Origin of the sequence: Phaeobacter sp. QD34_24 (assembly GCF_028890115.1) — a bacterium.
Lineage (GTDB): Bacteria > Pseudomonadota > Alphaproteobacteria > Rhodobacterales > Rhodobacteraceae > Phycobacter.
In genome coordinates this window covers 150,217-163,472 of the sequence record NZ_JARCJD010000009.1, presented here as the reverse complement: position 1 = coordinate 163,472, position 13,256 = coordinate 150,217, and the positions used below count along the sequence as shown (strand labels likewise).

8 protein-coding genes are annotated in these 13,256 nt (G+C 62.8%); 2 read left to right on the top strand and 6 right to left on the bottom strand.

Annotated features, from left to right (window positions below):
- Nucleotides 1–74: 74 nt before the first annotated feature.
- The 4 genes from PXK07_RS09530 to PXK07_RS09515 form a co-directional block, all read right to left on the bottom strand.
- The gene (locus PXK07_RS09530; protein ID WP_274847991.1) at nucleotides 75–1,028 is read right to left on the bottom strand and encodes a fatty acid desaturase; all 954 of its coding nucleotides are present in this window, start codon (nucleotides 1,026–1,028) and stop codon (nucleotides 75–77) included.
- Between the two features lie 229 nt (nucleotides 1,029–1,257).
- Entirely contained in the window at nucleotides 1,258–2,724 is a 1,467-nt protein-coding gene (gene der / locus PXK07_RS09525) for a ribosome biogenesis GTPase Der (RefSeq protein WP_274847990.1), read from the bottom strand.
- A 73-nt stretch (nucleotides 2,725–2,797) separates the two neighbouring features.
- Nucleotides 2,798–4,132, bottom strand: coding sequence for a PQQ-like beta-propeller repeat protein (locus tag PXK07_RS09520; RefSeq protein WP_274847989.1), 1,335 nt, complete (start codon nucleotides 4,130–4,132; stop codon nucleotides 2,798–2,800).
- An 80-nt stretch (nucleotides 4,133–4,212) separates the two neighbouring features.
- Nucleotides 4,213–4,887, bottom strand: a complete 675-nt coding sequence (locus tag PXK07_RS09515) for a hypothetical protein (protein ID WP_274847988.1) — start codon at nucleotides 4,885–4,887, stop codon at nucleotides 4,213–4,215.
- 270 nt (nucleotides 4,888–5,157) lie between these two features.
- Between PXK07_RS09515 and PXK07_RS09510 the strand changes: the two genes are divergently transcribed.
- Both PXK07_RS09510 and PXK07_RS09505 read left to right on the top strand, forming a co-directional pair.
- Entirely contained in the window at nucleotides 5,158–6,429 is a 1,272-nt protein-coding gene (locus PXK07_RS09510; RefSeq protein WP_274847987.1) for an efflux RND transporter periplasmic adaptor subunit, read from the top strand.
- Nucleotides 6,426–10,220, top strand: coding sequence for an efflux RND transporter permease subunit (locus tag PXK07_RS09505; RefSeq protein ID WP_274847986.1), 3,795 nt, complete (start codon nucleotides 6,426–6,428; stop codon nucleotides 10,218–10,220). Before PXK07_RS09510 ends, PXK07_RS09505 begins: the two co-directional genes overlap by 4 nt.
- Before the next feature lie 49 nt (nucleotides 10,221–10,269).
- On the opposite strand, the gene PXK07_RS09500 is transcribed toward PXK07_RS09505, so the two are convergent.
- Nucleotides 10,270–11,343 (bottom strand): endonuclease/exonuclease/phosphatase family protein, encoded by a 1,074-nt coding sequence (locus PXK07_RS09500; protein WP_274847985.1) that lies wholly within the window; start codon nucleotides 11,341–11,343, stop codon nucleotides 10,270–10,272.
- Nucleotides 11,344–11,380: 37 nt separating this feature from the next.
- Nucleotides 11,381–13,198 carry an ABCB family ABC transporter ATP-binding protein/permease gene (locus PXK07_RS09495; protein ID WP_274847984.1) on the bottom strand — a complete coding sequence of 606 codons (1,818 nt, stop codon included), beginning with the start codon at nucleotides 13,196–13,198 and terminating at the stop codon, nucleotides 11,381–11,383.
- Nucleotides 13,199–13,256: the final 58 nt, after the last annotated feature.

Here is a 13,256-nt window from a genome sequence, read left to right as displayed (position 1 = left end):
TAGATCAGACATGTTACCGCTCGATTTTCGAACCGTGAATCACGCCGCTGGACGGAAATCAATGGGTCCTGACCCTAGGCCGGAAAGGGCACAAGACGCTTTTGCTCTTCATCCCAGAGTTTCAGTGACAGGGCGCGCAAAGCTTCACCAAAGGAAATACGACGCGGAGCCACCTCGGGCGGCAGGTTGTAATGGCATTGGCGCAGGCGGTAGCTGGGAATGCGCGCGTTGAAGTGGTGAATGTCATGCAACGTGATATTGGCCACCGCGAAATCGAAGAACCAGCCGAAATCAAGACAGGAGGATCCCTGCAGCGCTGCCACCTGCGGATTGAGATCCGGGCGGCGGTCCCAATAGGTGTCTTCGAAATTATGCTGCAGGTAGACCAGGAAGACCCCCAGCATGCCGCCGAGGAAAGAGAAGGTGAACCAGACCAGCACACCGGTTGTTCCAGCCACGTAGTAAAGAAGCGAGATCAGGGCGATGATCACCAGGTTGTGCAGCATCACGCCCATGATACCGAACTGCGTCGTATTCTTGGGCCAGCGATAGCGGATGAAATAGGTAAAGGCCGATCCCACCGGCACCAGGATCAGCGGGTTGCGATAAAGACGATAGGTCAAACGCTCCCAAAAGCCCGCTTCCTGCCATTCACGCAGGGTCATGGTGTGGATCTCGCCGGTTTCGCGATGTTCCAGATTGCCGATATTGGCGTGATGCAGATTGTGGTTCTGCTTCATCACCTCGAAAGGCGCAAAGGTGAAGGGCGACAGAACATGACCGGCGATCTCGTTCTGACGGCGGGTTTCGAACAGGGAATGGTGGCCGGTGTCATGTTGCAGCACGTAAAGCCGCACCGCCGCAAAGGCAAAGACCATGCCCGCAGGCAGCAGCACATACCACTGCTCCACATAGGCGATGGCAAGGTATAGCGACAGGAAGTAGACTGCGAAGGTGCCAAAATAACTCAAGGACGCCAGGCGGTTGTCCTTCTTGGTATAATCACGCGTGTAAGCTCTCAGGTCCATGAGACCCCCTTAAATACGCTCTGTGACGCCCCTGTGAAATCGGTGAGGCGGATGCATTCAATAGGTTCAATAGCCACCGCACCCCATCAAAGGGGACGGCCGACCGCTATAAATTTAACGACTTGCTAACGAATTTCAACAACCGCACAGGCAGGGCGTGTAAAAACGCAGCACCCGCCCGCAAACCGGTAGGGGATGTGCCTGCAATACCGCCGGTCGTGCGCAGGGTCTAATCCCGGCGCCCTTGCAGATGTTTGCGCAGCTTGGACGGTGCCGCCTTTTTCTTGCCCTTGTAGGGGTTCTTGTCGCCCTGCCCGCGCATGGTTAGGCGGATCGGCGTGCCAGGCATGTCGAAATCCTCGCGCAGGCCGTTGACCAGGTAACGCGTGTAGCTGGCCGGGATCTTGTCCGGGTGCGAACACATCACGACGAACCCCGGCGGGCGGGTCTTGGCCTGGGTCATGTAGCGTAGCTTGATCCGCTTGCCCTGCGGTGCCGGGGGCGGATGCTGCTCCAGCATGCCCGTCAGCCAACGGTTCAGCGCCGCGGTCGGCACCCGGCGGTTCCACACCTGATAGGCGCGCAGGATGGCATCATGCAGCCGATCCAGCCCCTTGCCGGTCTTGGCGGAGACCGTCACCAAAGGAGCGCCGCGCAGCTGCGGCAGCAGGCGGGCAAAGGCCTCTTTCAAGGCTTTCAGCTTTTCCTGCTTGTTGTCCTCGACATCCCATTTGTTGACGGCAACGACCACCGCGCGCCCCTCGCGCTCGGCCAGGTCGGCGATGCGCAGGTCCTGCTGCTCAAAGGGGATCTCTGCATCCAGCAGCACGACCACGACCTCGGCGAACTTCACCGCGCGAAGGCCATCCGAGACGGAAAGCTTTTCCAGCTTTTCCTGCACCTTGGCCTTTTTGCGCATTCCAGCAGTGTCAAAGATCCGCATCAGCGTGCCGGACCAATCGATCTGCAAGGAGATCGCATCACGGGTAATCCCGGCTTCGGGGCCCGTCAGCAGGCGGTCTTCACCGAGGATCTTGTTGATCAGGGTGGATTTGCCCGCATTGGGACGGCCCACCACGGCCACCTGCAAGGGTTTGTCCACGGTCGGAACCGGGGCGGCCTCTTCGGCCTCTTCCTCGGTCAGGTCTTCGTCCACGGAGACATCGGTGCTGGGCGCATGATCCTCGGCGGTCTTTTCGAACTTCTCCGCAATCGGCAACAGCTCGGAATAGAGATCGTTCATCCCCTCGCCATGTTCACCGGACATGCGGATCGGCTCACCCAGGCCCAGACCATAGGCCTCCAGCACGCCTGCATCGGCGGCGGCCCCTTCGGACTTGTTCGCGGCCAGGATCACATGGGCGGATTTCTTGCGCAGGATCTCGGCGAACATCTCGTCCACCGGGGTAACGCCGGTGCGCGCATCGATCATGAACAGGCAGATGTCGGCCATATCCACTGCACGCTCGGTCAGGCGGCGCATGCGTCCTTCCAGCGAATTGTCGGTGGCATCCTCAAGGCCGGCGGTGTCGATCACCGTGAACCGCAGGTCGCCAAGACGCGCCTCGCCCTCGCGCAGGTCACGCGTCACGCCCGGCTGGTCATCGACCAGGGCCAGCTTCTTGCCCACGAGGCGGTTGAACAGGGTGGACTTGCCCACGTTCGGGCGGCCCACGATAGCGAGGGTAAAGGACATCGGACCAACTTTTTGCGATTCAGACGCGCCCCATAGCGCATCTGGTGCCTTTGGGAAAGGGCTGATCGGTTCTTTAGCGGAAGGCGAGCAGATCGCCCTTGGTCGAAACCACATAAAGCGTGCTGCCCGCAACCACCGGCGCCGTGGTGGCGCCACCGGGGGCTACGACACTGCGCGCGAGGCTCCCATCACGGGGATCGAACAGCCGGATGACCCCATCATTGGAGGCAACCACGACCTGCCCACCGGCAACAACGGGGCCATAATGAGCCACCACAGCGCCTCGTTTACCCGGCTTATCCTTCAGGAATCCCGGCAGATCGACCGCCCAGATCACGTCGCCACTGGCCGCATCCAGACGCAGCAGCTGGTTGCGGTCGCTCAGCTGGAACAGGCTGCCGCCCACCGGCCAGACCGGGCCAATGGCGCCTTCCTGGGTGGTCCAGATCCGTTCGCCCGTGTCGGTATCGATGGCAACGGTGCGGCCCGAATGGTTGCCCACGAAGGCACGCTTTCCGACCACGACCGGGGCACCGGTCACATCACTGATCCGCGCCAGCGTGGAGCCAACCCGCTGCCCCGCGACCGAGGCATTCCAGCGCCGCACGCCGCCGCGCTTGAAACTGGCGACCAGATCGCCTGACCCGAAGGCAAAGATTGCATAGGCCCCGGCAACCACCGGCGCAGGCGCGCCCAGGACGTTCGAGGGGCTGGCGACGCCTTCCACCTGCCAGGCGATGCGACCATCCGAGGCGTTGACCGCCCAGCCGGTATCATCCCCGGCGACCAGATAGACCAGACCATCCTGGATGATGGGTTCGCCGGATCCGGTGGCCTCCAGTTCCTGGCGCCAGATCTGCTTGCCACTGGAGGCCTCCAACGCGGTCAGAACCCCGTAGCCGGAGGAAATATAGAGCACGCCCTTATCGTAGGCGAGGCCGCCACCGGTCGCCTGCCCGCCACCTTCACGCGAGGGGATCAGGTCGGTCTGCCACAGGAGCTGCCCACCCGGGGACACCGCAGACACCTGCGCTGCGCTGTCCAGAGTGTAGATCCGGCCATCCGCCACAACGGGGCGGGCGGTGATCCGCTGACGGCGACCGTCGCCTTCACCGATCGATACCGACCACGCCAGTTGAGGGGCCGCGCCAAGCGCCGGATGCGCAACCCTGTGCGCCTGCAGCCCATGGGTCTGTGCCCAGGCCGCATTGACTGTCTGTTTCGGCAGCGAGATCGGTCTCGATTGGTTGACAACCTTCGTCGGCGCATCCGCACGGATGTTTTCGCGTTTTCCTTGCAGGACAACTTCCGGTTCGGAACACGCGGACAAGAGCGTGATCACCGCAGTGCTGCACACAAGCGCCTTCACCAGCGCCCCCGCGCTAGAAATGGAAATAGCTGACGTCATTACCCTGCCCCGCACCCTGCCCTGCAAGTCACAATCCTGAACCGCGCCACTTCTGCGCGACCCGTCTAAACCTTCCGGTCTCAACCTTCGGAGGCGACCTCTGCCTCTTCCGGGTTTCCACCAAGAGCCACAATCACTTGAGTTGCCCGTTCTTTCAAGTCCTGGCGCACCGTTGCATCCGCAATGATGGCCCGCAGACGTGTGATCGCGGCTGCACTGTCGCCCGCTTCGATATCCAGCAGGGCCAGTTGTTCAGCGGCCAGCAGCGACAGGGGCGCGCCTGGCTGCGCCAGCGCCTCATAGCGCAGGCGACGCTCGTCCACGCTCAGGACATCCGCCTGCAGCCCCAACGATTTGAAGGTGGCGGTATGCCGGTAGATCAGCGGCAGGTCGCCATCCGCGGCGATCTGATCGAGAACGGCAACCGCCGCCTCGGCCTGATCGGCCTCGGCCAGTGCACCGGCCTGCATCATCTTGGCCAGGGCCGCCCCCGCACCGCTGCCCGCGGCCACCGAGGCCAGGGCCGAAGCCCGTTCGGCCGCTGCATCGGGTTCCAGAGCCGCCAGCATGGCATCACCCAAGGCCTGCGCCGCCGCCTGCTCCTGCGCCTTGCTATACTCGCGCCAGGCTGCACCGCCGACGATCAGCACCACGGCAAGACCACCGATCCAACCATACCGTTTGAGCATAAGGAACAGCCGGTCCCGGCGGACCTCTTCTGTCACCTCATCGATAAAGCTGTCGGTATCGCTCATGAAAATACCCCTGATCTGCCCGGCTCTGCCGCGACGTTGTGGCCTTTTGATGCCTCTCTTAACCCGCCGGCAAAGCCAAGCCAAGTGCCACAATTGCGATCATCGACGCAGCAAGTCGGGGAAAAACCGAAAAAATATGAACTGAACTGCTTTGTTTAGTGTGGACAATGCCTACATGAATACTATGACTTCCCACGGGTGTCTGGCGGAACCCTCTTGAAAAGCCCGGCTTTGGCCGGAGATTGATCGTTGCTTTGAGAAAGGCCCGAAATGCGTTTGATACCCCTCCTGACAGCCGTTGCGGTAAGTGTTGGGCTTTATTTCCTTGTATTCCAAAGGGAAGATCTGTTTGCCTTCGCCCGAGGCGAGGCCCAGGCCGAGACCATTTCCACAGGTGATGCCGACAAAAAGGCCGAAACGCCCGCGGCTGATCCGTCTTCGCCCGAGGCTGCCGCCGAGACACAGGACAACCGCATCGGCGTCGTCGTCCTGCGCAGCCAGGCGCGCCCGCTTGACAGTGCTGTGATCCTGCGCGGGCAGACCAGAGCCGCCCGTCAGGTCGAGGTACGCGCCGAGACCTCTTCGACCATCATTTCCGAACCGCTGCGCAAAGGTCATCACGTGAAGACTGGCGACCTGTTGTGCGAATTGGACGCTGGCACGCGCCATGCCGCCCACCAGGAAGCCCAGGCGCGGCTGATCGAGGCGCGCGCCCAGGCGCCGGAAGCCGCAGCCCGGCTGGAAGAGGCCAAGGCGCGGCTGCGCGAAGCCCAGATCAACCTGACCGCCGCCGAGAAGCTCTCGGTCGATGGCTATGCCTCCGAAACCCGCCTGGCCGCTGCGCGGGCCGCCGAACGCTCTGCCGTGGCAGGCATTGCCACCGCAGAGGGCGGGCTGGAAACCTCCCGTGCGGGCATTGAATCGGCCGCGGCCGCCGTCGCCTCCACCGAAAAGGAAATCCAGCGCCTGCGGATCACCGCTCCCTTTGACGGGCTGCTGGAAAGCGACACCGCCGAGATCGGCAGCCTGATGCAGCCCGGCAGCCTCTGTGCGACGGTGATCCAGCTGGATACGATCAAAGTGGTGGGCTACGTGCCGGAAACCGAGGTCAACCGGATCGAGGTCGGCGCACTGGCCGGAGCGGAACTGGCCAACGGCATGCGCGTTCAAGGGACTGTAACCTTCGTCAGCCGCTCTGCCGACCCCAACACCCGCACCTTTGAGGTCGAAATCGCCGTCGACAACACCGATCTGCGCATCCGCGACGGCCAGACCGCCGATATCGCCATCGCTGCCGAAGGCCGCAAGGCACACAAGCTGCCGCAATCGGCGCTGACGTTGGACAATGAGGGCCGTCTGGGCGTGCGCCTTGTGCGCGCCGACCACTCTGCCGGTTTCGAACGTGTCGATGTCCTGCGGGACACCTCTGACGGGATCTGGGTTGGTGGCCTGCCGGATGAGGCCGATGTGATCGTTGTCGGTCAGGACTTCGTCACAGATGGTGTGCCGGTACGGCCCACCTACCGGGAGGCCAGCCAATGATCGGCGTCGTCTCCTGGGCGGCTGACCGCGCCCGCATGATTCTCGCCTTCATCGTGATCTCGCTCCTTGTGGGCGGGTTCGCCTATGTGAGCCTGCCGAAAGAGGGCGAGCCGGATATCGACATCCCGATGCTGCATGTCTCCGTGCAGTTTCCCGGCATTTCCGCCGAAGACAGCGAAAGCCTGCTGATCAAACCGATGGAATCCGAGCTGGTCGATCTCGACGGGCTGAAGGAGATGAGCTCCACCGCGGCGGAGAACTATGCCGGGGTGCTGCTGGAATTCGATTTTGGCTGGAACAAGAGCGCCACCATCGCCGATGTGCGCGATGCGATGAACACGGCCCAGGCGGATTTTCCCGATGGCGCCGAACAATATGTGATCAACGAGATCAACTTTTCCGAATTCCCCATCGTCATCGTGAATCTCACCGGCGATGTGCCGGAACGCACCATGGCCCGTATCGCCAAGCGGCTGCAGGACGATATCGAGGCGCTGGATTCGGTGCTTGAGGCGCCCATCGCGGGCAACCGGGACGAGATGGTCGAGGTGGTGATCGATCCCCTGCGGCTGGAATCCTACAACGTCACCGCGATCGAGCTGATCAACGTGGTGCAGAATAACAACCAGCTGATCGCCGCCGGTGAGGTGGAGACCGAACAGGGCACCTTCTCGATCAAGATCCCGTCCTCCTTTGACGATGTGCGCGATATCTACGCCCTGCCGATCAAGACCAACGGCGACCGGGTGGTTAAGCTCGGCGAGCTGGCCGAGATCAACTACACCTTCGAGGATCGCGAAGGCACCGCGCGCTTTGATGGCGAGGATACCGTCGCCCTGCAGGTGGTGAAACGCAAAGGGTACAACCTGATCGACACCGTCGACGAGGTGAAGGCGACCCTGGCGCAGGCCCAGGCGAAATGGCCGCCGGAACTGCGCGCGGCGATCTCGCTTGGCACCTCCAACGACCAGAGCCGCGTGGTGGGATCCATGGTGAGCCAGCTGGAAGGTTCCGTGCTGACCGCGATTGCGCTGGTGATGATCGTGGTGCTGTCCTCGCTTGGCAGCCGCGCCGCCTTGCTGGTGGGCTTTGCCATCCCGACATCCTTCCTGCTCTGCTTTGCGCTTCTGGCTCTGATGGGGATTTCCGTCTCCAACATCGTCATGTTCGGTTTGATCCTGGCCGTGGGCATGCTGGTGGATGGCGCCATCGTGGTGGTGGAATATGCCGACAAGCGGATCAGTGAAGGCTCCGGCCCGATGCACGCCTATGTCGAAGCCGCGCAGCGGATGTTCTGGCCGGTGGTGTCATCGACCGCGACCACACTCTGCGCCTTCCTGCCGATGCTGTTCTGGCCGGGTGTCCCGGGTGAATTCATGGGCATGCTGCCGGTGACGCTGATCTTCGTCTTGTCCGCATCATTGGTGGTGGCGCTGGTCTACCTGCCGGTGATGGGCGGCGTTTCGGGGCGTATCAGCCGCGTGTTTGACGGCACCTCCAAAGGTCTGCGTGCGGTGCTGCCCTGGTGGCTGCGTGCCCTTCTGGTGCCGCCCGCGATCTGGGGCATGTTCGCCGGTCTGATGCAGATGCTGAACCCGGCCTACCTGTTGCCGGAGGCTGCCGCCGACACCATGCCGGGCGCGTTGACAGCCACCTTTGGCGCGCTGGTTTTTGTGCTGTCGGCCTTTGCCGCCTCGATCACGCTGGGAGCCACCAGCATCCAGCGCAAGCCGAAATCGGTCTCCGCAGGCTACCGCCACACGCCCTTTGGCTATTTCATCAAGTTCATCGCGGGCAATCCGATCATGCCGCTGGTAACCGTGGTGGCGGTCGCCTTTTGCATCGCGACGGTGTTCAAGACCTTTGGCGAAAACAACCTCGGCGTTGAATTCTTCGTGGCCTCCGAACCCGAGCAGGCCACGGCCTATGTGCGGGCGCGGGGCAATATCTCGCTGCATGAGAAGGACGAGATGGTGCGCCAGGCCGAAGAGGTCATCAAGGCGCATCCGGCGGTAGTCAATGTCTTCTCCTTCGCCGGTGAAGGCGGATTGGACACCGGCGGCCCCGGCGGCGGGCAGAAGCCGCAGGACACCGTCGGCCAGGTCCAGTTCGAGATCATCCCCTGGGAAGACCGCCCCAAGCAGACCGAGACTTGGTTCTTCGGCCTCTTGACGCGTGAGGTCACCGCCACCGCCTTTGACGGCAACACGGTGCTGGATGAACTCAGCGCCGAATTGGACAAGCTTCCCGGCTTCATCACCGAATTGAGCGCGCTGGAGCAGGGTCCCGGATCGGGCAAACCCATCCACCTGCGCATCAAGGGCGACGGCTGGGAGGATCTGACAGCCGCCACCGAAACCGCGCGGGCGCATTTTAATGCCATGCCCGGCCTCACGCTGGTGGAAGACACCCTGCCCCTGCCCGGCATCGACTGGCAGATCGATGTGGATGTGGAAAAGGCCGGCCGCTACGGCGCCGATGTGGCCACCGTGGGCGCCATGGTGCAGCTGGTGACGCGCGGCATCCTTCTGGACACCATGCGGGTCGATAGTTCCGACGAGGAGATCGAGATCCGCGTGCGCCTGCCCGACGAGGACCGCGTCCTGTCAACGCTGGACACGCTCAAGGTGCGCACCGCAGATGGCCTGGTGCCGCTCAGCAATTTCATCACCCGCAAGCCGGTGCCCAAACTCGCCCAGATCACCCGCGTGCAACAGCAGCGCTATTACGATGTGAAGGCGGATGTGGAGCCGGGCCTCAACAAGGTGGTGATTGCCGATCCCGAAACGGGTAAAGACAAAACCCTGGCACATATCAAATCCGTGCCGGAAGGTGCCACGGGTGAGAGTACCGCCCCGAATGGCAAGCAGTTCACCCTCTTTGCCGTTGACGAGGCCGTGACTGTGGAGGCAGTGCAGGCCGCACTGGACGACGGAGGTCGGATCGTACCGATCAATGCCAACGAGCGTATTGCGGTACTGACCACCTGGCTGGAAAACGAGAGCCCCTTCCCCGGCACCATCACCTGGGAATGGACCGGTGACCAGGAGGAACAAGAGGAAAGCGGTGCTTTCCTGTCCAAGGCATTCGCCGGGGCCCTGGGGCTGATGTTCGTGATCCTGCTGGCTCAGTTCAATTCCTTCTACAACTCGGTGCTGGTGCTTTTGGCGGTGGTTCTCTCCACCACGGGCGTGCTGATCGGCATGCTGGTGATGCAGCAGCCGTTTTCGATCATCATGACCGGCACCGGCATCGTGGCCTTGGCGGGGATCGTGGTGAACAACAATATCGTGCTGATCGACACCTATCAGGAGTTCAGCCAGCACATGCCCCGGATCGAGGCGATCATCCGCACCGCCGAGGCGCGCATCCGCCCGGTGCTCTTGACCACGGTCACCACCATGGCAGGCCTGGCGCCGATGATGTTCGGCATCAGCCTCGATTTCATCAACGGCGGCTATTCCATCGACAGCCCCACCGCCCTGTGGTGGAAGCAGCTTGCCACCGCCGTGGTCTTTGGCCTTGGCATTGCAACCGTGCTGACCCTTGTGGTGACACCCTCGCTCTTGTCGATCCGAGTGTGGCTTTCGACCTATATGTCCTGGATGGGCCGCCTGCTGGCGCGTCTCACGGGGGGTCGCTCCAGCCGGATCGCGAAAGACATGCGTCTGGCCAGAAAGGCCCGCAAGCTGCCAACCACCGAACTGTTGTGGGACAGCGTGCCGCCTCTGGAGCCGAGACAGAGCCTTCCCGGCACGGATCAGACCGCCCCCTTGCGGGCCGCTGAATAGATCCGCGTCCATATCCTCAACAAGGCCCCGCCACGGTGGGGCCTTTTCTTTACAGGGGTGTTGGTCCGGCCCCCACCTGCGCGATCTTTTCCTCGGCGCGCTCGGCCTCCTGGGGGCTGGCTTCGGGTTCCGGCTGCAACGCGCGGGCGCCCGGGGTGTGCTGCAACACCACCTGGAGCGGGAAATGATCCGAACCGATGTGCGCCAACCGCGCGATCCGCACCAGCGTGAAGTCTCCCGAACAAAAGACGTGATCCAGAGGCCAGCGCAACAGCGGATAGCCCGCGTGAAAGGTGCTGAACAGACCCCGCCCGATGCGCGGATCCAAAAGGCCGCTCACCTTCTGAAACAACCGGGTTGAGGGGGACCAGGCCACATCGTTGAGATCGCCCATGACCACCACCGGCCCGGCACCCGGATCCACATCCCGCGCCACGCGCAGCAGCTCCCCGTCGCGCTCGGCGGAGGTTGCGTTTTCCGTCGGGCTGGGCGGCGCCGGGTGCAGGCAATGCAGGCGCACGCGCGCACCGGAGCGCAGGATGACATCGGCATGGATCGACGGCACGCCCTCTTCCACCAGATAGGCGATATCCGCCCCGGCCAGTTCCAGCCGGGAATAAAGATGCATGCCGTAAAGATTGTCCAAGGGGCATTTCACGACGAACGGATAGCTCTCCTCGATCCCCGCAAGCTGCTGCTGCCACCAGTCGTCCGTCTCCAGCGTCAACAGCAGATCCGGCGCCTGTCTTTCGACAAGGTCCAGCAAAGGCCGCGCATCGCGATTGGTCATCAGAACATTGGCCACAAGGAGGTTCAGCTGATCCTTGGGCCGGGATTGCCGCGCCGTCTGGATCTGGTGCGGAAACAGCATGGAATAGGGCAGAACGCGCCTCATCTGGATGGCGAGGCTGACCGCCAGAGCCAGGATCACCGCCCTGTCCCAACCTGTCTGCCAGCCAATGCCCCAAATGAACAGCAGCAGCACGACAAAGGTGAGACTTGCGATCTGCACAGCGGGAAACTCAAATCCTCGCACCCACCAGGCCTCGTGCCGCAAGAGCGGCGGCACGGTCAATAGCGGCACCAAACAGGCCAGCAGGTAGAGCGCCGCATTCAGATCCATGTCGCTGCCTCCCCTGGGCTATCCCGGCCTCCGCGCCCTAGGCCAGGTTCTGTTCCGCCTGCTGCCCCTGCCACAGGTGGGCATACCGGCCCTGGTTGCGCAACAGCTCCTCATGAGTGCCCGCTTCGCAGATTTCGCCCTGTTCCAGGACCACGATCTGATCGGCTTCGGCCACGGTGGACAGGCGATGCGCGATGGTGATCACGGTGCGCCCCTGCCCGGCCCGCGCCAGGGCCTCCTTGATCTCGCGTTCGGTATCGGTATCCAGCGCCGAGGTGGCCTCGTCCAGCAAGAGGATCGGAGGGTCCTTCAACAGGGTGCGGGCGATGCCGACCCGCTGCTTTTCACCGCCCGAGAGTTTCAGCCCCCGCTCTCCCACCTGGGTGTCATAGCCCTCGGGAAGGCTGAGGATGAAATCATGGATCTGCGCGGCGCGCGCGGCCTCCTCGACCTCTTCCTGGGTTGCCGCGTCGCGCCCGTAGGCAATGTTGTAGCGGATGGTGTCGTTGAACAGCACCGTATCCTGCGGCACCACGCCGATCGCCGCATGCAGGCTGGCCTGGGTCACATCCCGCACGTCCTGCCCGTCGATCATCAGCGCGCCGCTGGTGACGTCATAGAAGCGGAACAACAACCGCCCGATGGTGGATTTCCCCGACCCGGTAGAGCCGACAATGGCAACGGTCTGCCCGGGCTGTGCATCCAGGGTGATCCCCTTCAGGATTTCCCGCGCCGGATCATAGCCAAAGCGCAGATCTTTGAGCTGGATATGCCCTGCGCTGACCTTCAGATCCTGCGCGCCTGGGCGGTCGGTCACGTCGGCGGGCTGCTCCAGCAGATCGAACATCTCTCCCATGTCCACCAGGCTCTGGCGGATTTCACGGTAGACCGACCCAAGGAAGTTCAAGGGCACGGTAATCTGGATCATATAGGCGTTGACCATGACAAAATCGCCAACGCTGAGGCTGCCGTCCTGCACGCCAATGGCGGCCATGACCATGACTGCGACCAGACCGGCGGTGATGATCAGGCTCTGGCCAAAGTTCAGGAAGGCCAGCGAATAGGCCGTCTTCAGCGCGGCTTGGGCATAGGCACGCATGGCAACATCGTAACGCGCGGCCTCGCGCTCTTCGGCACCGAAGTATTTCACGGTTTCAAAGTTCAGCAGGCTGTCGATCGCCTTTTGATTGGCGTCGGTATCCTGGGTGTTCATCTCGCGCCGCAGCTTCACCCGCCATTCGGTCACCGCGAGGGTGAACCAGACATAAAGCCCGATGGTCACCCCCACCGCCAGCAGATAGCGCGCATCAAAGAGAACCGTCAGGATGACGGCCACCAGCGCCAGTTCCAGCACCAATGGCCCGATCGAGAACAGCAAGAAGCGCAGGAGGAACTCGACCCCCTTGACGCCCCGCTCGATGATCCGCGACAGGCCGCCGGTCTTGCGGGTGATGTGATAGCGCATCGACAGGTGATGGATATGACGGAAGGTCTCCAGCGCAAGGGAGCGCAAGGCCCCTTGTGCCACCGGAGCAAAGACCGCATCGCGCAGCTGTTGAAAGCCGATGGTCAGAACCCGCGCCACGCCATAGGCCACGGTCAGCCCCACCGCCCCCAAGGCCAGCGGCGACACACCGTCACCCGCCAGCGCATCCACTGCCCCCTTGTAAAGGACAGGGGTGTAGACCGCGACCAGTTTGGCCAGCACCAGCACCGCAAGCGCCACCACGACGCGGGTTTTCACGCCCGTCTTGCCGCTGGGCCATAGGTAGGGGGTGACCTTGCGCAGGGTGCGCAGGCTGGAACGCCGCTCTTCGGCGGAGATGCTGCCGATGGTGGTGGGATTGCGTCTCATGAAGTTCCTGACCGCTAGCTGTGACTGGCGCTAGAGGCACAGATAGCCCCGTGATCGC